General features: G+C 64.5%; 21 protein-coding genes and 3 pseudogenes. 14 read left to right on the top strand and 10 right to left on the bottom strand.

Annotation, left to right across the window (positions count from 1 at the left end):
- The first annotated feature begins 377 nt into the window (after nt 1–377).
- On the top strand, nt 378–587 hold the full coding sequence (locus tag ACH4YP_RS47390; protein WP_398497755.1) for a hypothetical protein: 210 nt from the start codon (nt 378–380) through the stop codon (nt 585–587).
- A gap of 89 nt (nt 588–676) precedes the next feature.
- Here the strand turns inward: ACH4YP_RS47390 and ACH4YP_RS47385 are convergent, their stop codons facing one another.
- From ACH4YP_RS47385 to ACH4YP_RS47370, 4 genes and pseudogenes are all read right to left on the bottom strand, one after another.
- Nucleotides 677–1282 carry a dihydrofolate reductase family protein gene (locus ACH4YP_RS47385; protein WP_398497753.1) on the bottom strand — a complete coding sequence of 202 codons (606 nt, stop codon included), beginning with the start codon at nt 1280–1282 and terminating at the stop codon, nt 677–679.
- A 747-nt stretch (nt 1283–2029) separates the two neighbouring features.
- Complete coding sequence (locus ACH4YP_RS47380; RefSeq protein WP_398497751.1) at nt 2030–2710, bottom strand: HNH endonuclease family protein; 681 nt, start codon at nt 2708–2710, stop codon at nt 2030–2032.
- 239 nt (nt 2711–2949) lie between these two features.
- On the bottom strand, nt 2950–3132 hold the full coding sequence (locus ACH4YP_RS47375; RefSeq protein WP_398497749.1) for a hypothetical protein: 183 nt from the start codon (nt 3130–3132) through the stop codon (nt 2950–2952).
- 197 nt (nt 3133–3329) lie between these two features.
- Nucleotides 3330–3434, bottom strand: a pseudogene (locus tag ACH4YP_RS47370) (IS5/IS1182 family transposase); the annotation flags it as partial.
- Nucleotides 3435–3823: 389 nt separating this feature from the next.
- Between ACH4YP_RS47370 and ACH4YP_RS47365 the strand changes: the two are divergent.
- The 9 genes from ACH4YP_RS47365 to ACH4YP_RS47325 are packed head-to-tail and all read left to right on the top strand — an operon-like array spanning nt 3824 to nt 12353.
- Entirely contained in the window at nt 3824–4813 is a 990-nt protein-coding gene (locus ACH4YP_RS47365) for an SDR family NAD(P)-dependent oxidoreductase (RefSeq protein ID WP_398497747.1), read from the top strand.
- Complete coding sequence (locus tag ACH4YP_RS47360) at nt 4810–6117, top strand: nucleotide sugar dehydrogenase (RefSeq protein WP_398497745.1); 1308 nt, start codon at nt 4810–4812, stop codon at nt 6115–6117. Before ACH4YP_RS47365 ends, ACH4YP_RS47360 begins: the two co-directional genes overlap by 4 nt.
- 8 nt (nt 6118–6125) lie before the next feature.
- Nucleotides 6126–7241, top strand: a complete 1116-nt coding sequence (locus ACH4YP_RS47355) for a Gfo/Idh/MocA family protein (protein WP_398497743.1) — start codon at nt 6126–6128, stop codon at nt 7239–7241.
- Complete coding sequence (locus ACH4YP_RS47350) at nt 7210–7872, top strand: transaldolase family protein (protein WP_398497741.1); 663 nt, start codon at nt 7210–7212, stop codon at nt 7870–7872. Before ACH4YP_RS47355 ends, ACH4YP_RS47350 begins: the two co-directional genes overlap by 32 nt.
- Nucleotides 7869–9068, top strand: coding sequence for a glycosyltransferase family 4 protein (locus ACH4YP_RS47345; protein WP_398497739.1), 1200 nt, complete (start codon nt 7869–7871; stop codon nt 9066–9068). The genes ACH4YP_RS47350 and ACH4YP_RS47345 overlap by 4 nt, the downstream gene beginning before the upstream one ends.
- Nucleotides 9065–9994 carry an aminotransferase class IV gene (locus ACH4YP_RS47340; RefSeq protein WP_398497737.1) on the top strand — a complete coding sequence of 310 codons (930 nt, stop codon included), beginning with the start codon at nt 9065–9067 and terminating at the stop codon, nt 9992–9994. The genes ACH4YP_RS47345 and ACH4YP_RS47340 overlap by 4 nt, the downstream gene beginning before the upstream one ends.
- Nucleotides 9991–10968 (top strand): hypothetical protein, encoded by a 978-nt coding sequence (locus ACH4YP_RS47335; protein WP_398497735.1) that lies wholly within the window; start codon nt 9991–9993, stop codon nt 10966–10968. The genes ACH4YP_RS47340 and ACH4YP_RS47335 overlap by 4 nt, the downstream gene beginning before the upstream one ends.
- Nucleotides 10961–11578 (top strand): SIS domain-containing protein, encoded by a 618-nt coding sequence (locus ACH4YP_RS47330; RefSeq protein WP_398497733.1) that lies wholly within the window; start codon nt 10961–10963, stop codon nt 11576–11578. The genes ACH4YP_RS47335 and ACH4YP_RS47330 overlap by 8 nt, the downstream gene beginning before the upstream one ends.
- Nucleotides 11571–12353: an NDP-sugar synthase gene (locus ACH4YP_RS47325; RefSeq protein ID WP_398497732.1), complete on the top strand. Its 783-nt coding sequence runs from the start codon at nt 11571–11573 to the stop codon at nt 12351–12353. The genes ACH4YP_RS47330 and ACH4YP_RS47325 overlap by 8 nt, the downstream gene beginning before the upstream one ends.
- Here the strand turns inward: ACH4YP_RS47325 and ACH4YP_RS47320 are convergent.
- Complete coding sequence (locus ACH4YP_RS47320; protein ID WP_398497757.1) at nt 12284–12649, bottom strand: NUDIX hydrolase; 366 nt, start codon at nt 12647–12649, stop codon at nt 12284–12286. The genes ACH4YP_RS47325 and ACH4YP_RS47320 overlap by 70 nt on opposite strands.
- Nucleotides 12650–12831: 182 nt before the next feature.
- Between ACH4YP_RS47320 and ACH4YP_RS47315 the strand changes: the two genes are divergently transcribed.
- From ACH4YP_RS47315 to ACH4YP_RS47300, 4 genes are read left to right on the top strand one after another with little or no spacing between them, the layout of a single operon-like run.
- Entirely contained in the window at nt 12832–13413 is a 582-nt protein-coding gene (locus tag ACH4YP_RS47315) for a D-glycero-alpha-D-manno-heptose-1,7-bisphosphate 7-phosphatase (protein WP_398497730.1), read from the top strand.
- A complete protein-coding gene (locus ACH4YP_RS47310; RefSeq protein ID WP_398497728.1) occupies nt 13410–14351 on the top strand; it encodes an FkbM family methyltransferase in 942 nt (313 codons plus the stop codon). Before ACH4YP_RS47315 ends, ACH4YP_RS47310 begins: the two co-directional genes overlap by 4 nt.
- Nucleotides 14352–14386: 35 nt before the next feature.
- Nucleotides 14387–15589, top strand: coding sequence for an MFS transporter (locus ACH4YP_RS47305; RefSeq protein ID WP_398497726.1), 1203 nt, complete (start codon nt 14387–14389; stop codon nt 15587–15589).
- Nucleotides 15586–16260 carry an HAD family hydrolase gene (locus ACH4YP_RS47300; RefSeq protein WP_398497724.1) on the top strand — a complete coding sequence of 225 codons (675 nt, stop codon included), beginning with the start codon at nt 15586–15588 and terminating at the stop codon, nt 16258–16260. Before ACH4YP_RS47305 ends, ACH4YP_RS47300 begins: the two co-directional genes overlap by 4 nt.
- Before the next feature lie 136 nt (nt 16261–16396).
- Here ACH4YP_RS47300 and ACH4YP_RS47295 read toward each other — a convergent pair.
- The 5 genes and pseudogenes from ACH4YP_RS47295 to ACH4YP_RS47275 form a co-directional block, all read right to left on the bottom strand.
- Nucleotides 16397–18217 (bottom strand): annotated as a pseudogene (locus ACH4YP_RS47295) (BTAD domain-containing putative transcriptional regulator); the annotation flags it as partial.
- 522 nt (nt 18218–18739) lie between these two features.
- A pseudogene (locus ACH4YP_RS47290) lies at nt 18740–18901 on the bottom strand (XRE family transcriptional regulator); the annotation flags it as partial.
- A gap of 11 nt (nt 18902–18912) precedes the next feature.
- Nucleotides 18913–19143 carry a hypothetical protein gene (locus tag ACH4YP_RS47285; RefSeq protein ID WP_398497722.1) on the bottom strand — a complete coding sequence of 77 codons (231 nt, stop codon included), beginning with the start codon at nt 19141–19143 and terminating at the stop codon, nt 18913–18915.
- A 43-nt stretch (nt 19144–19186) separates the two neighbouring features.
- Nucleotides 19187–20197: an IS3 family transposase gene (locus ACH4YP_RS47280; RefSeq protein ID WP_398497721.1), complete on the bottom strand. Its 1011-nt coding sequence runs from the start codon at nt 20195–20197 to the stop codon at nt 19187–19189.
- Nucleotides 20198–20214: 17 nt separating this feature from the next.
- A complete protein-coding gene (locus tag ACH4YP_RS47275) occupies nt 20215–20598 on the bottom strand; it encodes a hypothetical protein (protein WP_398497719.1) in 384 nt (127 codons plus the stop codon).
- Nucleotides 20599–22415: the final 1817 nt, after the last annotated feature.

Raw genomic sequence — 22415 nt, 5'->3', positions numbered from 1 at the left:
CCAAGGACATCGAACTCGCCGCATGACCCCAGCAAGTCAAACCACCCCAAACCAAACCTGGGCGCCTTGACGAAAGACATAGAGGCACCCCCCCCGAGGGCGACGGCGAGCGACATAGGCCCGCACCATCTGGTACCAGATCGAGGAAGATCGGACTTAACGTCCGCTCAGGCCGTACGGTCCTGCAACTGCGCTACACCGGCGACGTCGGCGGGGTGTCCCAGTCGGGGCCCGGGTCGTCCGTAACCAAGGCCTGCGCGGACCTGCGACGGGACACAGCGGCGTGCTGAGATGCCGAACCCCTCGTCTGCATGGCGGTGCTCAACGGGAAACTGCCAGCAGACGCGACGCGCACACTGTCACAAGCCGGAGTGGCGGTGAAGTACTTCGCCTCCGACACGAGCACGATCGACCAGCTACCCAAAGGCACGCTCACCGCGGCCACCAAGGCGACCTGTGCCCGCGAGGCCGAGCGCGACTCCCTGAGCACACAGCGTCCCAAGGGGGACGGAAGCGGCGACGGCGACGTCTCCACCCTGTCCAAGGTTCACCCCTGGTCGCCGTGGCCAGCCGGGCGACGATGGTGACGGGCTGATCGCAGTGCGGGCAGTTCCGGACGGCTCCGCGCCCGCCGGCGCTGGCCTGGCGGCCGTCCAGACCGGCGGACGGGGCGACGTCACGCAGGGACGCCGAGCGGCGGGTGCTCGAGCACGCGGGGCTTGTACTCGACCAGCTGGATGCGGCCGTCGAAGGTGCGGTGCTCGATCATCTCGAGGGCAACGTCCGGATAGCCGTCGTAGATGCGTTCTTCGCCCGTGGCCCCGGTGATCACCGGGAACATCACGACCCGGAAGCGGTCGACGAGTCCGGCTCGTAGCAGGGACCGGCACAGGCTGAGGCTGCCGATCGTGCTGAGGAGCCCCGAGCCACTCGACTTCATGACGCGGACCGCCTCGACTGCGTCGTCACGGACGAGCGTGGAGTTGGCCCACGTCAGCGGCTCCTCGAGTGAGGAGGAGAACACCACCTTGGACGCTTGCGTGAGCTCGTCGACGGACGCCTCTTCTTCGGGCCTGAACTCGTCTTGGCCATGGGGGACCTCTCCTGCGGCGAAGCCCGACATCAGGCGGTAGGTGTTCGCTCCCATCAGGTAGGTGACCTCGGGCTGCTCGCCGAGCCATGCGAGGTACTCCGGACCCTCGAGACCCCAGAACCCGGGCCATCCCTCTCCCGACGCGTAGCCGTCGAGGGACGTGATGAAGTCGACGAGAAGCTCCGACATGGCGGTGTCCTTTCCTGGGGTGTCACGAGCTTGGACCGGCCATGAGCCACAAACTCATCGGCCGCGCTGTGAAGTAACGAGAAAACCCATGACGCTGCAGCCGATCAGGTCGGCGGAGCGGCACTGCTTCGGAGCGCCGAAGGCCCACATGATTGCACCATGCACGCAGTCCGGTAATGATCTCCACGCGATTGAGAACGGCGGTTTGCGTTCTGCCAAAGCCCCAGCTCAGCCCCACCCGCGAACGGCCCACCACGCTCTACTGGGCGATCAGTGAGGCTTTGCTGCCCAACGTCGACAGCGGGCAACTTCCTCCTCTGCCAGCGCCTCCTGCAGACGCAACGATCCGTACAACGTACGGAGGGGCCACAGCGGCCGGGCGAAGCGGTACGGCTACTTCTACAAGAACGGCAAATGGTCCAAGACGAAGCGGTGGGGTGCCACCGAGCAGACGCTGAACCTCAACGACCGGGCCGGCTGCATCGCCGTCGGATCCTTCACGAACACGGGCGACCTGCGCCCCGCCGCCGACGGTGACATTTAACCGGCTCGGCAGACCGAACCGAGGGGAGGGAACCGTGCGCCCGGGCCTCACCTCAATCCCATCGGGACGATCGTTCGACTGAACCCTCATGGAAGCCCTCCGCCGAGAAGCGACCGCCCTCCGCACGCCACCCAGTCACCGCCCCGGCTGGCCTCCCCCGTCCAGCCAGGGCTTTCGCGATCGGCATAACCCCGGGAACGTTGCTACAGGGCCAGGGTGACGGTGATCGGCTCGTTGGGACAGCGGCTCAGCGTCTCCGAGAGCGCTGCTTCCTCACTCACGTCGACGGACAGCCCGTAACGGGCCTTGTCCGCGACCCAGTCGGTGACGTACCGACACCGATAGCCCTCGAACGTCGGCAACCAGGTGCTGGGGTCCTGGTCCGACTTGGACCGGTTGCTGGACGCGGACACCGCGATCAAGGCCCGCGGGTCGTCCTGATCGTTGGCGTAGGCCTCGCGTTCCTTCGCACTCCAGCCGGAAGCTCCGCTGTCCCACGCTTCAGCGAGCGGGACGAGGTGGTCGACGTCGAGCTTGCGGGCGCTGTCGAGGTACTGGTCGTCGTACGCGCTGTACCAGAGGCCGCCAGTGAGCACGCAGTTCGCTTCCTGCCCGGGAGCGGTGACCGCCTCGGACTTGAGGACCTCCGCCCTCGTATTGCAGCCGTCGGCGAGCCGTCCGGCGTTCCAGTGCTTGAACTTGTCACGGGTGTAGCCAGCCCGGCTCTCCTCCTGAACCTCGAGTGCTTGCAGGGCTTCACGGACCGGCAGAGTGATCGTGTCACCGGGCGCGGCCGGGGCGGCATGGGCGGTGGTGGGGGCAAGCAGCGCGGCCACGACGGAGAACGCGACCATGACCGGGCGGAGGGTACGGGTGAAACGCACAGTGGGCCCCTTCGAAGATCATCGACAGTTCGTGATCTTCGTAGCGGGTTCCGGCCACGACCCGCCCGGCACACGGCCCCGATTCACCCGCCAAGACGGTAAGTCACACCGCGCCACCACAGCCACGACGCCAGCCGCACGCCGAGGGCACGGCACGGCTGCCGGCCACGGTGGGCGCATTGTCGGCCAGCGGGCCCAGCCCCCTGCCCTGGGAGTCGGGCCCGCCTCGCTCCCGAATGTCAGCCGGAGTGCGGCACGGCGATCTTGGCTGCGAGAGTGAATCCCGAGCCGGCAATCGTCATGGCGGTCCCGAGTGCTTCAAGCTCTCCGGGCATGACCAGGAGCACGGCGATGGCTCCCAGCAGTGCGGCAATGGCGATGACCACTGCGGCCACAGCGTTGGACAGGGGCAACTGCGGCACAGCAACGGGGTGTTGTTCCGGTCCCGGTGGAGTTCCGGGACCGTGCACTTCGGGTGGGCGGGTCCTCCTCGGCGTGTCCTCTCGTGTCAGCCCAGGTGAGACAGGTGGAGCGGTGAGCTATGCGGTAGCAGCCGCATATGCGTGTTCGGGAAATGCCCTGTCGCATATGCGCCGAAACACGACTCTGGAGCAACGACGCCGCCCTGCTCCCGCACCACCCGTAACAAGCCCTTGAACTGCCGCATCCGCAGACCCGTAGACGTCTCCACCCACACACGGATCAGCCCTTCAACACCCCGCACACACAAGCAAAAAGCCCAGATCACAGGCTTCCACAAACGCCCTTCAGCGAAGCTGACATCGCCACGGGATACGCTAACTGCCAATGATGTCAAGCCTAATTTTCAGCAACTTGGTCAAATCTCGTTCAAGAGTAGGTATTTAGCGAACGTGCAACATGCACTAATGTGCCGATGACACCGTCCGGTCGAAGACCCGGGAGCGGCATCCAGTGCTGTACCAGTTGCTTCGGACATGCATGGGAGTCCGGTGTAGGAGCATGACCTGCCTGACTCGGGAGGCGTTCGTTCCCCGCGTCTACGCAAGGGCCGGTCACTCCTTGATTGCATAGTTTTGGCGGGCAAGGCCGACGGGCAGCCCCTGTTGGACCAACTTTCGGGCGGAGATCTCTGTGCCTTACGGAAGAGGAGCCTTCTGCGTCACCGGGGGAGCCGGATTCATTGGAAGCCACCTCGTGGACCGGTTGCTGCAGCTCGGAATGACTGTCACCGTCCTTGACGACATGTCCAACCCCAATCGTGCCTGGTTGAACGCGCAACGCCGTCGGCCCCGGCTGGACGTTGTCGAGGGCAGCTGCGCCGACCCTTCTGCCGTCGACGCCGCATTGGCCGGCCTGGCAGACGGTCAAGGCGCTGTCTACCATCTCGCAGCCAACGCAGACATCCGCGGGGGTGCGGACGAGCGCGACAAGGACCTACGGGACACCGCTGTCGGGACCTTTCAGGTACTCGAAGGCATGAAGCGTCACGGCATCCACGACATCGTGATGACGTCGACTGGTGCCGTTTACGGTGAGCGACTCCAGCCGCCGTTCTCCGTACTTGCGGGCCCTCTGCAGCCGGTCTCTCTCTACGGCGCGGGCAAGATCGCCGCAGAGGCGTTCACCCACGCATACTGTGCGATGTTCGGTCTGCGCGCATGGATCTTCCGACTGGGAAACGTTGTCGGTGCACGAATGTCGCGCGGCGCCATCCGCGACTTCATCACGAAGCTCACTGCCGACCCGACACGCTTGGAGATTCTCGGGGATGGCACGCAGCGCAAGAACTACTTTCTCGTCGAGGACTGCGTCGAGGCGTTGACCACCTTGCCTGACCGGATTGAGTTGACGGTCGAGAGGCCAAGCGTCGTAATGAACCTCGGATCGGAAAGCTGCACCACAATAACAACCATCACCCGCTGCGTGATCGATGAACTCGGCCTTTCTGACGTCAGCCTGCATCCTCTGGGAGGAAAGAGGGGCTGGGTCGGCGACCAGCCATTCGTAGAGCTGGATGTCTCCGAGGCATTTGCGCTCGGCTGGAAGCCGAGCAGATCCTCCGACGAAGCCGTACGTGAAGCTACACGGCGCATGGTGGCTGAGATGGGGGCAAGCGTGTGACGGCGGATCAGGTTGCGATCGTAGGGCTTTGGCATCTTGGCAGCGTCGTTGCGAGTGGACTGGCCGCGTACGGCATTGACACAGTTGGACTCGACCGTGACAAAACGATCGTCGAGGGCCTGAATCGCGCCGAGCCACCGCTATTCGAGCCGGGCCTGGCTGATGCTGTGCGAAACGGCATGGACAGCGGCTCGCTACGATTCGACGCCGACCCCCACTCCCTCGCGGATGCCCGGTTCGTCTGGCTCACTGCCGATTCAGAACTCGACGACAGCCACGTCGTCGACATCCAATCACTCCTGTCGCTCGTGTGCTGGTTTGCCCCTCATGTGCGAATGGATGCGATTCTGCTGATCAGCAGTCAAGTCCCGACGGGTACGACCGAGATACTTCGGGACGAGATGTCCCGAGCGCGCCCCGACTGGCGGCCCAGGGTTGCCTACATCCCAGAGAATCTGCGTCTCGGCTCGGCCATCGAACGCTTCCACCATCCGGACTGGCTCGTCGTCGGCGCAGACGACGCGACAGCCGGTGAGGTGACCAGGTTCCTCGCCCCCGTCCAGTGCAAGGTGACGATCACTACGCCGCGCACCGCCGAACTCGCGAAGCATGCCATCAACGGCTACTTGGCGACCTGCATCAGCCTCGCCAACGAACTTGGTGACCTGGCCGAAGCACTCGGCGCAGACGGTCTCATGGTCGCGCAGATCATGCACAGCGACCGCAGGGTCGCCGAACAGGCACCGCTTCGTCCCGGTGCCGGTTTCTCCGGCGGAACCCTGAGCCGCGAAATTCAGACGTTGCGTGACCTCGGGAAGAGGAACGACATCGCCACCCCCTTGGCCGACGCTGTCGCGTCGGCAAACCAGAACCGGACAGCGAAGATCCTCACTGAACTGTCCGCGCGGCTCGACCTGTCCGGAGCCGTCGTCGCAATTCTGGGCGTCGCCTATAAACCAAACAGCAGTTCGATGCGTGACTCCGACAGCCTCCGCATGATCTCTAGACTGGCCAAGGCCGGCGCCAGCGTCCGCGTGCACGATCCCTTCGCAGACGTAGCAGATATCAGGCTTCCCCACGGCGCGCGGTTGGTGGCAGCTGTGGGTGACGCGGTGTCCGGAGCAAGCGCACTGGTCCTGATGTCCGAACACGACGACTATCGGAACTTGGACTTGCCCAGACTGGTCGCCAGCATGGCCGGCCGTGTCGTAGTAGATCCGCACCACCTGCTGACTTCGGCGGTCGACGGCTTGGGCGCAGACTATGTCGCGTTTGGCCGAGCAAGCACGCGAGGGCGGCAATGAGTATCGGAGTGGGGATCATCGGAGCCGGCCTGCAAGGGCGCCGCAGGGCGCATGCACTCAGCCTGACCCACACGGGACATCTGGTCGGTGTGGCATCGGCCGAGGCACATGACGCGAAGCGTCTCGCAGCCGAACACAAGGCGATTCCTTTCACTGATACGGAGGAGCTGATCGCTGACCCTCGCATCGATGCCGTCCTAGTGTGCACTCCGCCGGACTCGCACAAGCGACTTTCCATAGCCGCACTCGACGCAGGCAAGCACGTGTTGTGTGAGAAGCCACTGGCAAGGACGGTGTTAGAGGCCGAAGAGATGGTCAGGGCGGCCCGTCGCACCGGCAGGATCCTGTGGTGTGGGTGGAACCATCGTTTCCACCCAGCGATCCAGGAGGCCAAACGCCGCTTCGACGCGGGTGACATAGGTAGACCATTGTTCGGCCGCGGTATATATGGAATCGGTGCTCGACCTGGGACCGAGGACGAGTGGCGCGCGGATCCCGCGGTCGCCGCCGGCGGCCACTTGACGGAGCAAGGCATCCATCTTGTGGATCTCTACAACTGGATACTCGGTGACTTCCACGAGGTCACCGCGATGACGCAGCAGTCGTTGGTTCCCATGGGAGGCATGGAAGACAGCGGATTCGTTCTTCTGCGGCGGCGAGACGGTGTCGTCGTGAGTGTGCACAGTGCGCTGACCCAGTGGGTGAACCGCTTCGACTTCGAACTGTTCGGCGAACTCGGTTACGTACGCGTCCAGGGACTTGGCGGATCGTACGGCGTCGAGGAGCTCACCGTCGGGTTCCGCGACGACACTGGTCCCTTCTCCGCTCAGGTCATCCAATTCAGAGGGGCAGATGCCTCCTGGGGCAGTGAGTGGTCGGAGCTCGCGCGCCGGATCACAGAACTGGCAGGGGCACCGTGCCTTCCCACCGATCCCGCTCTGGACGGCAGCGCGGGGCTCACCGCCCTGAGAAATTCGCACACCGCGTATGAATCGAACTCAACGGGCAGAACACTTCCGCTCGACAGCCTGGGGGTGTTGCGCGGCGATCACAACAGTGAAGAGAAGACACGACCGGCTAAGGAGTACTCTGATGCGCCTTTTTCTGGACAGTGCCAACCTTGACGAAATCCGAACTTGGCTCGCTCGCCGAGCCATCCGCGGCGTGACAACCAATCCGATCCTTGCCAAGCAGGCCCATACCGACAGGTCGACCATTCAGGAGATCGTCCGCTTCAGTGCCCCGTACCCGGTCAGTGTCCAGGTACACAGCCGAGTCGCGAACGAAATGACGAACGAGGCCAAGAGCTTGTTCGACCTCGGCAGTAACACCGTGGTGAAAATCCCGGTGGTCGGGCCTGATGGCAGCCCTAACTTGGAGCCCATCCACGCGGTGTCAGTGCTCGGCATCCCGGTCAATGCCACGGCCTGCATGACCGTTGGACAGGCTTTGCTCGCCGCGTATGCCGGGGCCCGCTACGTGTCCCTCCTGGCTGGTCGGATCGAGGAGGAGGGAGGGTCATCCGTCAACGTCGCACACCTGACCAGGACCGCGCTGACCCAGGCTGGCCTGGAAGCTGAGATCATCGTAGGCAGTGTCCGGGAGCCCGGCCTAGTCGCAAGACTTATCCCGACCGGGGCCGATATCTGCACGCTCTCCGCTGACATCCTGGGCAAGCTCGCCGACCACCGGTACTCCCGGGCGACCGCCGAACAGTTCTACCGTGCGGCCGAGACCCATTCGCAGTCGGCATGAAGGTCTTGATCCTTTCCCCGGGATACGAACCGGTGATCGGGGGTGCCGAAACGTACGCCCTGAGCCTGGCGCAAGGGCTGGTTCGAGCTGGGCATGAGGTCACTGTTGCAACTGACGGTCTGCCAGGTCAGACCGGCGAGCGACGCGATCAGGTCGGCGTGCTGGTTGTCCGGGTGCCGCGTCCGGACGGCTGGGCCGACCGCGGCGACACCCTGCTCTGGGAACAGATGATGTTCGGCCTGTTGGCCCGACTCGAGCCGCTCGCGCGGGCAGCAGACGTGATCCATGCCAACAGCCATGACACTGCGCTGACGGCGTCGATGCTCGCGGTGGGCACCGGTCGCCCTGCTGTCGCCACATTCCATGAGGGGGACCCAGAGTCTGAGCCGAGTGGTACGGGCCGATGCCGACTCGTCTACGGAATGCTCCCTCTCGCCAACATCATCTGTGGCAGCAGGCACTACCTGGACATGGCTGTGCGCAACGGGTCCGCTGGCCGGGAGACACTGGTGCCGCATGGCATCGACTGCCATCGGTTCAGCCGAGGCGATCGCAGGGCGGCTCGCCGGGAACTTGACCTTCCTGAACACGGCCCGATCCTGGTGTGCGGAGCCCGTTTCAAACGGAAGAAGGGCTTGTTGGAGTTGGTCGATGCGCTTACCGAGCTCGTGGCCGGCCGCACCGGCCCGGTACACGCCGTACTCGCGGGAACGGCGAATTCGGGTTCTTTGCACTACGAACAGACCCTGCGCAACCGCATCAGCGAACTCGAGCTGGACAAAATCGTCTCGGTGCGCACGGACCTGGGCTGGCAACAGATGCCAACCCTGTGGCGAGCGGCGGACGTCGCAGTGCAGCCAAGCTATTCCGAGGGCCTTGGGCTGAGTGTGCTCGAAGCGATGGCCTCGGAACTACCAGTCATCGGCACGGACGTGTCCGGGCTGCGCGAGATCATCACACACGGGGTTACCGGTCTCCTGGTACCGGCGCGGGACACGCGCGCGCTTGCGGCAGCGCTGGCGCGTGTTCTCGACGACGTAGCCCTCGCCACCCACCTGGCTGAAGGTGGACTGCAGTTCGTGAGGGACAACCACAACCTGGCGCACACCCTGGCGGCGACAGTGGCCGTCTATCAATCCGCATGCGAGCGGCTCTCCATCACCTCGGCGAGTACGGGCGGCGGTGACAGCCGATGAGTCCGACGCAACCACCGGTGCTGTGGTTCAACGGCGCCCTCGTGCCGTGGGAAACGGCCACAATCCATGTGTGGTCGGAGTATGGCCAGCGCGGCGCGAGCGTCTTCGAGGGCATCCGCGCGTACTACAACGGCGAGGACGGCCGACACTACGCGGTCGCTCTTCACGAGCACATGGCCCGGTTGCAGAAATCCGCCCGAGGAATGCGGCTACCACCGACCGCTACCTCGAAGGAGCTCGTGACGGGGATGCATGATCTTGTAGCGGCTCTGGGCATACAGGAGGATCTGTATCTGCGTCCCACTCTCTATATCGCGAAGGGACGCTACGCTTACCGCGCCGATCAGGCGGAGATGGGCGCCTTCATCGTTGGGTTCCCCTCCCCGTCATCCAGCGTGCCCGAACCGATCACATGCGGTATCAGCTCGTGGCGGCGTCCCGCTGAACAGATGGTGTCGCCGCTCGTGAAGGCTGGCGGGAACTACCTCGGGAACAGACTCTCGATAATTGAGGCGCAGGAGCACGGCTTTTCAGACGCTATTCTCCTCAATGACAGGGGAAATGTTGCCGAGGCGACCGGTGCCGTGGTTTTCATGGTGCGCGACGGGGTGGTCAGCACTCCGCCTCTCAGTGCTGGCATCCTGGACAGCATCACACGCAGGATTGTGCTAGAGCTATGTGAAAGCCACGCGCTTTCCTGCGAGATACGTGATATTAGCAGAGCCGAGCTGGATTTTGCTGATGAGCTGTTTCTTGCAGGAACTCTCGCCGAGGTGCAACCGATCAGCAGCTTGGAGGGAAGTGCCGTGGGCGCGGCTACCCCCGGGCCCGTCACCTACATGATCTCGGAGCGGTACCGCGAGATCTATCGAGGTGGCAGCAGGGAACCAAGGTGGTTGACCAGGCTCGGCGGGAGCGGCTCATGAAGCCTGCGTCCGTATCTGTGTCGGCTCCGCTTCGATTATCCCTTGGTGGTGGCGGCTGTGACCTGCCCGAGTTCTACCGCACCCATGGTGCCGACGTCCTTTCCGTTGCCATTAACCGGCGGATCACTGTCGCGGTCCACCCGTGCAACGCAGTCGCGTCCGGCACAAACGCACGTATTGACCTGCTTGCCGAGCGATTGCCGTGGCCAACACGGACCAAGGTGGCCTCCCCTGTTCCACCGGGCTCCGGGCTCGGCGGGAGCGGCGCGCTGACTGTCGCGCTCGTCGCGGCGGAGCGGGTACTTGGCGGGGCAAGTACGGCCGACCTGGCCCCACTCAGCATCGGGCGCGAAGCCTACAGATGGGAGCGCGAGATACTTGGTCAGCCGGTCGGGTTTCAGGACCACATGGCGTCCGCTTTTGGCTCTCTGACACGGATGTCAGCGAATATGAACGCCCGCATGGGCACAGAGATAGGCGATGACATCGCGGTCGAACGCCAGGAGGGTCTCGCTGAAGCGTTTGCGGACATGCTTGGCCACTCCGTTCGGCTGTTCCCGACACGACAGGTCCGCAACGCGGCAGGCCAGCTTGCCACCTTTGCACGGAATCTGGTTGCGGACGGCGGACAGACCTCGCTCGCCGATACACCTGAGTTCGTCGCCGCAATCACCAGCCGTGACGGCGCCGAGTTCGGACGCCTGATGCGGCGCAGGTGGGAGCGCAAAGTCAACCTCAACCCAGCGGCGCAATGGCCCGGGATCACCACCATGGTGGCAGACGCGCTCGCTCTGGGCGCGACCGGGGCGAAAGTAGTCGGAGCCGGCGGTGGCGGCTGGCTGATGGTCGCGGGCCCGGGTGAAGCGATGCCCGCCGTCACCAGCGTACTGACGCGGAGGCACGCACTGACTGAGGACAGGTTCCATATCGACTCCGCCGGAATCAAGGTCGAAAGAGCACACATCCATGACTGACTTGTTGAATGACACCATCGCCGAATACCTCGACGCAAGCGCCCGCTCGCTCACGAGCGTCGACCGGTGTGCGTTGCGGCGAGCTGTGGACCTACTGCTGGATGCCTACCTACGCAAGTCGACGATTTACACTATCGGCAATGGTGGCTCGGCCTCCACGTCCATGCACTTCGCCGCTGACCTCGGTAAGTTCGCCACAGGTGACAAACCAGGCTTCGCAGCGTTCGACCTGACAGCGAACACCTCATCGCTGACGGCGTGGACGAACGACGAGGGCTGGAACGGCGTCTACTCGCACATGCTTGCGCCGCTGGTCAGAGAGGGCGACATCGTCATAGCCTTCTCCGTCCACGGAGGGACAGAGGGATGGTCCGGTAACCTCGTCAAAGGCCTGAAACTGGCGAGGGAGCGCGGCGCTCAGACGATCGGCTTCGCCGGGGACGGCGGTGGCCAGTTCAAGGAAGTCTGCGACGTCAGCATTATTGTCCCTCAGGTCCCGGATGTTTTATTGACTCCAGTCACCGAGAGCCTGCACGTGTCACTCTTCCACCTGTTGTGCACATGCACGCGTCGCGCGCTGTCATCGGCTGGCGGCCACAGCGATGCCTGAGCTGGTCGCGGTCATCCCGGCCGGTGGTAAGGGAACCCGGCTGGCCGCCGTTACTGGTGCACGACCCAAGAGCCTTGCTCCTGTGCTCGAGGAACCATTTGTGCACCTGCAGTTGCGGCACCTGTGCAGCCTTGGCTTCGACCGAGTGCACCTGTGCCTTGGCTACGGCGCGGAACAAATCCTGGCAACAGTGACCGAAGGCACCCCGGAGGGGCTGACCGTGACGCATACCATCGAACCCGAGCCGTTGGGGGTGATCGGCGCAGTGCGTTTGGCATTACCTGAGCTTCCGCCGCGGTTCCTGATGACCTACGGCGACGTTCTGATACCACCAGCCGTCGACGCACTGTTGGAGCGGCACGCGACCAACCCGTGCGAGGCGACAGTGCTGGTCACGACCGCGAGCGACGAGAGCAATATCGAGCTCGGCGACGGCGAGATGGTGACGTTCTATGGAAAGGGCAACACTCACAACTCGTTCGTGGACATCGGATTGTGCGCGCTCAACTCATCCTGCATCGCGGCCCTGCCATCGGACAGGCCGATCACTGAGTTGACCTTGTTCACCACGCTGATCTCCAGACGAGGGCTGGCCGCACTGCCATGGCCGCAAAAGTCGCTCCACATCGGCGATCCGGAGCACTTGCGCGAGGTGGAGTCTTGGGCAGCCGCGATGGAGGTGTCCGGACGCGCCAACTGGCCAGTTCAGTCCCGTCGGAGCGGTATCGCCGAGTCGACCACACGCTCCCACGCGGCGAGGACGTGGCGCGAATGAGCTGGAAACGCCAGGGCCTCCGGCAACGCTCCGGCCTCAAACCAGGCCGTTTCGACGGTCTCATCGGGCTCAGGAGCCTGAGCCTGTTCCGTCGGGCGCGCTCGGTAGTAGATGACCAGAGAGTGACTTTCACCCTCGGAGTCCATCCAGATTCCGAACAACTCTGTGACAGCAATCGCCCACCCTGTCTCCTCAAGGGCTTCCCTGACAGCAGCGTCTGCCGGATGCTCACCAGCGTTGCAGTGCCCACCGGGGATATCCCAGTAGCCGCGGTATGGGGCAATGGCGCGACGCATCAACAGAAGGCTTCGGTTGTCCTCGATCAGGGCTCCCGCACACGGCTTGGAGTTCTTGTAATGCTTCACACCACAGCGCGGGCACGTGGCCGGCGGAAGCTTGTCCAGTTCGGATCCACACTCACTACAGAAACGCATACAGCGATCATAAGCCAGCCAGATATCCACCAGGACCTGCTTGAATGAGCCTCCCAGAGATACTCATCCTCGATCGTGACGGCGTGCTGTTCCGGCATGTCGAGCCGTACATTCTGTTTGCCCACGACGTCACTGTCTCTCCCGGCGCAGAACAGACGGTGCGCACGGCGCTGGAGCTTGGTGTCGCGGTGGCTGTGGTCACAAACCAGTCACCCATCGGACGGGGTCTGACCTCATGGGAGTTCGTCCACGAAGTCAACGCACGGATCCACGCATGGGCACCAGAAGGCATCGAGCACCGGCTGCGTTGCTACGTGTGCCCGCACCTGCCGGACGATAAATGCGACTGCCGCAAACCGCTTCCCGGGCTCCTTCTGCAGGGCGCCCACGATGCCGGCGTTGACATCGGCAGCGCGTGGATGGTTGGAGATCACGACACCGATATGACCGCGGCGAGAGCGGCTGGCTGCGGCCTGGCAATGCATATGACGACCGGTCGGCAAGCGGAACCAAGCAAGATCGCGGACATCTGCATCGACGACCTGCATACCTTGATTCGACTGCTCCGCGATGAGGGTGGAATCCAATCCACCAAGTCAGCAAACGAACTTAGGAGAAGGCTATGACTCATGGCCCCGAGATCGGTCGACAGGTACCCTTCGTTACCACGAAGTACCTCCACCGGGAGGCTGACCCGAACGGCATGTCCACGCTCGCCGCCCTGCGTCGCGAGGTCGGCGAACTCGCAACAGACATCCACAGGGCGAGGTCCAAATATGGCACCGAGGACGCGTTGCGCCTCGCGGGCTGGAGCCTTGCGTATCACGTCGGAATGTCCGTACACCCCCTTGTCTCGCGGAAATTAAAAACTGTACCGATAACGAGCAACAACACGTCGATGCAAGTGGCATTCCGTCGCAACCAGAGCGACATCTACATTCTCCGCGAGGTGTTCCTCGAAGGCATCTATGACTTCCCATACAGCGAGCACGTACCCAAGGTTCGTACGATAGTCGACCTGGGTGCGAACATCGGTCTCGCGGCACTGAGCCTTGCGGCGCAGCACCCGAACGCCCGTGTTCTGTGTGTGGAACCGGTCGATGAGAACGTCAGGATGCTGGAAATCAACCGGGCGCTCAACGGTTTCGATATCGAAGTAACCAAGGCGGCAGTCGACGCCGTATCCGGCGAGGTCACGTTGTTCCCCAACGAGTGGTGGAGCTCCAGCACAATCACCCCCAACGTAGCTAGTGCCAGGGAAGGCAACCCGGGGCGTATGGAGCAACCGCTGGCGCTGAAGCCTCAACCCGTCAAAGCCATCACCATCGATGAACTCTCCATGGCATACGGGGTTGACCAGATCGATGTGCTGAAGATGGACATCGAAGGCGCTGAAGCAAACATCATGGCAGGCAGCCTGGACTGGTTGGACCGCGTCGGCGTGCTGATCATGGAAATTCACCGAAGGTACGTCGAGGCTGATCCGATTATCGCGGCGATGGAATCCAAAGGGTTCACCCGTGCTCGCCATCATGGCCCTTGCGACGTCTTCGTCCGCACTTGAGTCGGAGCAGAAACCCAATAGGGGTGCAGAAAAGCATGTCGACGACCGAACACCACAGGCAGACAGGAACTTTACTCCTTGTCGTCTTCGGTGCCATGGGCTTCCAGGTTGGAGCCTGGGCCCTCTCTTTGCCCGCAGTCGTAGAGGAACTCGACCTCAATGTCAGCCAGCTCGGCATCACCCTGGCCAGCATGGCTCTCGCGGGTTGCGCCGCGACGACTGTCTCGGGGCGGATCGCCGAGCGCATCACCGTCCGGCTAACTCTCATCCTCTCCGCCGCCGCGAGCGGAGTCGGCTACCTCATCATGCCGATGCTGCACTCGTTCACCGCTTTCACGATCGGAGCCGTAGGGACTGGTGTGTGGCTGGGGATGTTCGACGTGGCAGCCAACGCCGCAGGCAGCCTTGAAGAGCTCAGGAGGGGGAAAATGCTGCTTTCTACACTGCACGCCACGTTCAGCACCGCAGCCGCGAGCGCCGCTGTTCTGTCGTACCTGCTCAACGGGGAAGCCGGCTATGCGCCGGCGTTTTGGACGGCGGGCCTTGTTTGCATCGCAGGCGCAGGTGCGGCGCTGCTGCTACCCGTTGCGATCCCCCCCCCTCTCGACAAGGCCACGCAGGTGGACACCTCCGAGGGCCACGACCTGGCAAAAGTTGCGACTGCGGCGTCGATTCTCTCGTTTGTCATCATTTGTGGGGCGTTCACGATCGATACGACCATGGAGGGTTTCTCGGCTTTGTTCATCGATCAGTTACCCGGGCAGGGAACCGCACAGAGCGCTTTTGGCCTTGCATCGCTGTACCTTGCGGCGGCAATAAGCCGCGCGGCGTCCACAACGGTCATCAAGCGGCTCGGCGATTGGAGGACTCTACTCATTGGGCTCGGGATCGTGGTGGCGGGCGCAGTCGTGCTGGTCTGGGTCGCGACGTCGTGGGCCAGCGTGGTGGGCATGCTTCTCATCGGAATCGGTCTGGCTCCGGCCGCCCCCATCGGCTACTCAATCATGGGCCGTAGCCGTGCGAACGACGTTGAGCGAGCTACGGCGCGACTCACGACTGCCGGTTACGGCACTTTCGTCCTGACACCGCTGGTAGTCAGTGCGGTCGGTAGTGAATCGCTGTCCGATGCGTTCCGTCTACTACCGGTCATGCTCGCCATCATGGTGTTGGCGACCGCCTGGTTCGGTTATAGGACCCATACCCTCGGCCGCAGCGAGGCGCAGGAGGTGACCTCGTGATCGAGGCGGTCCTGTTCGACGTCGGGGGAGTCCTCATCGGGCCCAAGGCCACTGCGGTGACCGGTCTGTTCCTGGAACTGGCGGCGACACGGGTTCCGCCGGAGGTCGCTGCCCGCTCCTTTGCGGTTGCCGACCGCGCCGCACATGACGACGGTGTCGCTCTGTCGGATGAGCATGGCTGGGTCCAGCGTTGGGCCCAAGCACTGCATGTCGACGACGCGGTGGCCGAAAGCGTGCACCAACGGATCGCCAACAGCCCTGAGTTGACCAGCCAGGTGTGGTCCGAGGTCAACCCTGAAGCGTTCCCCGCAATGGACCGCATACGGCGCTCGGGCTTCCGGATCGGCATGGTCAGTCAGTCCGACGGCCACTTGCAGGCTCGGTTGCAGACCGCCGGACTTGCCCATTCCGATGATGTCGTGGTCGACTCAGGCCTAGTTTGCTGGGATAAGCCCGACCCGGAAATCTACCGGTTTGCCGCTGCCTGTGTCGGCAGCCCACTGGCCCGGTGTGCATTTCTCAGCGATGTGATGATGGACGTCCTCGGTGCCGAGCGGGCCGGATGCACCAACGTGTCGATCTACGATCCGCACGGTGTCTGGAACGATGCGGCGACCCCACGCATGGCCTCGTTAGGCCAGTTCGTGTCCCGCTGTCTGAGACCCCTATGAGCGGTGTGCATCGTGAAGTCGGGAAGCCGCAGCGTCAGGTCAGGATCCGCAGCGAGGTGTTGGTTTCAGTGGCATCGCCGCACACTCGGCGCACCTATACGCTACTTCTCGCATTCATGGCTTGATCGCCAGGGCCCTTGGAGACCGCCGTTCTGGCGTATAGCCAGGCAAGGTCGTGTAGTCGATAACGCCCAGGTGCCAGCGGGGTGAGCAGTCCGGCGTCCACCAGATCTTCAAGGAGGTATTCGGCTCTATCAGTACCGCAATCGAGCATGCGGCGTGCGGAGTTCAGCGAGATGAACGGGCTGGCGTGCGCTCCAAGCACGCGGAAGGTGCAGGCTTGTTCCGTCTTGAGTTGGCGATAACTCAGGTCAAGTGTCGCCCGCACTGCCAGGTCTCCGGCCCGGAGCTCATCCAGCCGGTTTCGTTCGTCGGCGAGTTTTGCGGCCAGGACCGCCACGGTCCAGGTACGCCGGGCGGCAAGGCGGGAAGCTGCGATGCGAATCGCCAGGGGCAGGTAGCCGCATGCTTCGACGACATCGAGGGCCGCCTCCCGCTCCGCCACTACCCGCTGTTCTCCCACGATCTTCGCGAAGAGCTGGAGGGCCTCCCCCGGCGACATCACGTCGAGGTCGACCAGGTGCGCGCCGGCCAGGTCGACCATCCGTACCCGGGAGGTCACCAGCGCGGCGCACCCCTCGGTGCCGGGCAGCAGGGGCCGGACCTGGGCCGCATCCCGGGCGTTGTCGAGGAGCACCAGGACCCGGCGGCCGTCCAGCACCGAGCGGTACAGCGCCGCCCGCTCCTCCAGGGAGTCCGGAATGGCCGAGTCCGCCATGCCAAGGGCACGCAGGAAGGAGCCGAGTATCGCCTCCGGTGCTGCCGCCTGGTCGCCTGCCCCCTGGAGGTCAGCGTAGAGCTGGCCGTCGGGAAAGTGGGCACGGGCCACGTGTGCCACGTGCACCGCGAGCGTTGTCTTGCCCACGCCGCCGATGCCAGCAAGTAGGGAGACCGCCATCACTCGGCCGTCAGCCGAGGCGAGGGCGTCTCCGAGCTCCGTCGCGAAGGACGTGCGTCCGGTGAAGTCTGGCACTGTTGCCGGGAGTTGAGCTGGTCGTACCGGTTGCGTCTGGCGTGCTGGTTCCGGGGTTGGTTCTGCTAGGCCGGGGTCGGCCTGCAGAATGCGTTGCTGGAGTTCCTGGAGGTTTGGGCTCGGGTCCACGCCCAGCTCGTCCGCCAGCAGCCGCCGAGTGTCCGCGTACACGGCCAGGGCCTCCGCCTGCCGGCCCGAGCGGTACAGCGCCAGCATCAGCAGCTCACGCAGCCGCTCCCGCAGGGGGTGCGCCGCGGTGAGCGCGGTGAGTTCCGAGACCGCCTCGGCATGGCAGCCCTGTTCGAGGTCCATGTCCAGGCGCGTCTCGGTGAGCTGGAGCTGCCACTCCTCAAGACGGGTGCGCTGCGTCTCCGCGTACGGGCCCGGAACGCTCGCCAGGACCTCCCCGTCCCACAGGTTCAGCGCCTTGTTCAGCAGGGCCCGCGCATGAAGCAGGTCGCCGCCGTTCTTCGCCTTCTCCGCGTCGGCCGCCAGCCCCTGCGCCAGGGCCAGGTCCAGGGTGCCGCCGCCTGATGCGCCGGAGAGCCGGATCGCGTAGCCGCCCGACTCGCTGACCAGCACACCGGGAGAGAGGATCTTGCGCAGCCGCGAGGCGTACGTGCGCACGGCCGCCAGCGCCTGGGACGGCGGATCGTCGCCCCACAGGGCGTCGATCAGCTCACCGGCCGTGGCCGTCCGGCCCTCCCTGAGCAACAAGACGGTCAGCAGGGCGCGTTGCTGAGGGGATCCCGTGGGCAGCGCCTGTGCCCCGCGCCAGGCGCGCACCGGGCCGAGCACGCTGAAGCGCAGGGCCACCGATTCCTCGGGATGCCGCCGCTCCGGCACCCGCGGCACACCGTCCATCGCTGTCCGCCGGGTTGGCGAGATCGCGCGGTGGGCCGCCGATTGCTCGGGATGCCGCCGCTCCGGCACCCGCGGTACACCGTCCGTCGTTGTCCGCCCCGTTGGCGGGAGCGACTTACTCGGAGCATGCCCAAGAATGCGTCTCCACGTATCGACCCACAGGCGATGCTCGGTTTCGGTGACCCCGCAAGCGACCAGGAACCCGATCAGTTGATGCTCGTCCCGTGGCACCGTCTGACCCCGCACTATGCGGTGAGCGGTGCTGTGCGGCAGCCTTCCCCAATCACCCGCACGTTGCTCCATGTCGCGCACTGCAGGACGACCAGCCCACGCGTAGAGCTCCTGCAAGCCGGCCTTGAACTTGCCGATTCCGTCGACGTACATCGGACTCGGCGCCAAGCGAACGGCACCAGCCCTGTAATGCTCGCCTCTGCGAGCCTGCCTCCACAGGTCCATCGCCACATCGACCGAGGCACCGCAGGCGCGTGCGTACGCCTGGACAGCACGCGCGCTGGGCACTCCGTGTCCTGACGCCGCACGCTGAAGCGTCGTGGCGTGGCATCCGGCCCGGTCCGCCAGTTGCGCGTAGGAGCATCCGTTGGCTGCACGCTGAGCGCGCAGCCAACGGGCCAATTTCTCCAGTGCCCCATTGGGTGTGGCTATCGGTTTTTCCCTGCGCCCCACGGCCAGCGCACCTACGACGCCGGAATCGCGTGCGCTACACGCACGATCAGGTTCCCCAGCCGCTGTCCTGCGCCTCGCAGGGCCAGCAGTGTGGCCGCCGAGACCAGGCCGGCGCCGCCCAGTACCGCCAGGGTCGACAACAGGTCCAGGCCGCTGCCTGACATCACGCAGGCCAGTACCGTGATGACGACGATGACCACAGCATCGGGTGTCGCGAGCCTGGTGTGGGGTGCGTCATTCACGACGCACCCGGAAGATTTCAAGTCCAGTGAGACGTTTGTACTGCTATGGGATCTGTGGTGTCGGTTCCCTGCGCTTGGCGGGGTCGTTGATCCACGCCTTCTGGGGTATCTCGGGTGGTGCGGGGCGGCGGCCGAACCGTTCGGGGTGCCGGTTGTATGCCGTGGCGAGTGTGACGGCCCTTTGGTCGCGGACCTCGTCGGCGGTGCCGAAGTGGACGCTGGCCGGCGTGTGCCATCCGATGCCCGAGTGTCGGTGTTCGTGGTTGTAGTACGAGGTGAAGGCGTCGAACCATTCGCGGGCGTGCGCCAGGGAGTCGAACCGTTCGGGGTAGTCGGCCATGTACTTGGTGGTCTTGAACTGGGCCTCGCTGTAGGGGTTGTCGTTGGAGACTTTCGGCCGTGAGTGGCTTCGGGTGACGCCGAGGTCGATCAGGAGCTGGGAGACCTTCTTCGACGTCATGGACGTGCCGCGGTCGGCGTGGACGGTCCCGGGCACGATGCCGTTGCGTTCGATGGTGTCCCGGATCAGCTCCTCGGCCCGTTCGGCTGATTCGGTGCGTTCGACGGTGTGGCCGACGATGTAGCGGCTGAAGATGTCGATGATGACGTAGGCGTGGTACCAGTTGCCTTTGGCCGGTCCGGCCAGCTTGGTGATGTCCCAGGTGAAGACCTGCGAGGGGGCGGTGGCGACCAGTTCCGGCACGGTCTTGGCCGGGTGAGTGGCCTGGCGGCGCCGCTCACCGGACTGGCCCCTTTCGCGCAGGATCCGGTACATCGTGGAAACCGAGCAGTGATAGCGGCCTGCGTCCAGCTCGCGGGCCCAGATCTGGGCGGGTGGCAGCTCCGCGTACTCGGCGCTGTTCATCAACTCCAGTACCGCTGCACGCTCTTCATCGGTCAGAGCCGACGGTTGCGCCTGGGCGTGGGAGCGGGGTGTGCGGGCCGCCAGGGGCTTCAGCCTGCGGTAGTGGGTGGCCCTGGACCGGCCGGTCAGCCGGCACGCGGCCGTGATGCCCAGCTGATCCTCGACGCCGGTGAACGCGGTGTCCACCACCGGATCGACGGCGTGCTTCAGTCCGTGCTCTCGGAGATCATTTCCAAGAGCGCGGACGCTTTTCCCATCACCTCGAGTGCGGCCTTGTTCCGCGCCAGGTCCTTCTGCAGCCGCTCCACCTGCTGGCGCAGCTTCTCGTTCTCCACCTCCGCGGCGGACTTCTTCGCACGGGCCGGGCTGGTCCGGCGGTCGACCAGGTTCTCCATGGCGCCGGCATCCCGGGCGGCCCTCCACTCCTTGACATGCGAGTGGTAGAGCCGTTCCCGACGCAGGACCGCCCCCTTCTCGTTCCTGGGCGCGGCGTCGTACTCGGCGACGATCCGCAGTTTGTACTCCGAGGTGAAGGTGCGGCGCTTCGGCCTCGGTGCCGGGTCGGACCCGACGGGCTCAGTGCTTGGCATACGGGGCGATTCTCCTGTCGGGCCCTCTCAGGCTAACCCCGCAGAACGGGACGTCTCACCCAAGGCTGACAGAGAGGGACCCCACCGCGCGAGACGTGTGGGGCATGTTCTACCTCCTGAGTTCGACGCCCGCGCTCAGGGCGCGCTGGCGTGTTGCGGGCTCCAGGTCTGTCGCCCAACTGGTGTTTGCCGACACCGAGATGGGGATCTGCATCGTGGCACCGCTCCCTCGCACCAGGCGAGCCCTCCACAACTATTGATGCGCTGGTGTCCACAGATCAGAGCTTCAGCATCAATCGCCTTGGAGGGTGGCCGTGACCGTGATCTGGAGATAGGCATTGCGGATTTCTCGTAGGATCAGACCTATCAGAAGATAGATGCGGTGCTATCCCAGTCGGACTGTGGTGCCGATGGTCGCCGCTGTGTTGGTGCCAGAGCGTTGTAGCACCAATTGTGGCTCTGACCTGTCGTTACGTGCTCCGCAGATGTGTCTGTCAGCAGTGAGACGGCGCTAGCCCGAGGGTTCAGCAGACGTTTGTGGCTCCGCGAGAAGCTCTCTGCATCGGATTCGTCCGACTGCTCCTGAGAGTTGCGGGCTCCACCCATGCGATCAGGAACCCAGCGGGTATACGTTGCCGCGTAGACCGCACAAGATCGGCGCTCTGACAACAGGGCGCCGATCTTGCATGCTTCCACAGCCACATGCACGCCGTGGGCCAGACCGGCGAGCTGCGCCAACGCGAAATCCTGCGGCCTATCCCCCAGCACCACCACCGGCTCCGTTTGAAAGCGGTCGCGGTCCAGTCGTGTGCATCTGACCGCTGCCGGATAAAGCACGGCGAGCGTGTGGGGCTTGTAGAAAACAGTGGAGAAAATCCAGGGCGTGAGATCTGAAGCAGGGATGCGTCAGCGTAGGGCAACTGGCCTGAACGACCATGGAGTTGAGAGGCCTCCGGGGCAGGCCGTGATCTTATGATCTAGGCTGACAAGCGATACGCGGGCCCCGAACTTGTGTATCAGCAGCCCCGACCGGAGAACGGCCAGAACCTCGTCGGTGTGCTGCACCGGCGCCGCTGGTGGGACGGCCAAACGCACGCTGGCGGCGCCGCATCACTGCTGATCGAAAGCCTCGGCTCCCCTCCAACATATGCTTCGGCAGGGAGAGCTGGCACTGAGATGCAGGGTGGCAGCTCTGCCAGTTCGCGCCCCCTATCCTTCCTTGTGACCGCCCGAAAACTCCGTTCCGTGATGATTGGGTGGAGATTCCTCTTCCTGCGGTCAAGGTGCATTTTGCCTGCCGGCCGGAGGCGCCCGGCTGGAGGGTCCGGGCGTGCGCGGTGGCCGAGAATGCCCCCCGGGCTCCGCTTGACGTTCCAATTGTTCTCCCAGTCCGTTTCGGTGGGCTCAGGTGTCGCCCTCTTGACCTGGCACTTCGAGGTTTTCATCAAGCCCCGAGCGTGTCCTCACCAACGAGGGCTACAGCCGGTCCAGCAGGACGGTTTCGGCCTCCACACGTACAAACGCTTCGGCTTGGCGTCTAACTCGAGGGAGAATTTCTAGTGGCCTGGCTGGCGGAGCACGGGCATATTGGCAGCTGAAGCCGTGGGCATCTTGAGGGCACCATCGTGTGGGAGGGCATGTATCCACTGGCACGGATCGATCCGTTGCTGCCGGGCGGGACGTCAAGCGGAGCGTGGGGGGGGGGGGGGCCCCCCCCCCCCCCCCCGGGCCCCCCCCCCCCCCCAAAAACCCCCCCCCCGGGGGGGGGGGGCGGCCCCCGCCCCCCCCCCCCCGGGCGGGGGCCCCCCCCCCCGGGT

The sequence above is a fragment of the Streptomyces sp. NPDC020747 genome, from assembly GCF_044334695.1.
GTDB lineage: Bacteria > Actinomycetota > Actinomycetes > Streptomycetales > Streptomycetaceae > Streptomyces.
This window is presented reverse-complemented; position numbering and strand designations above follow the sequence as displayed.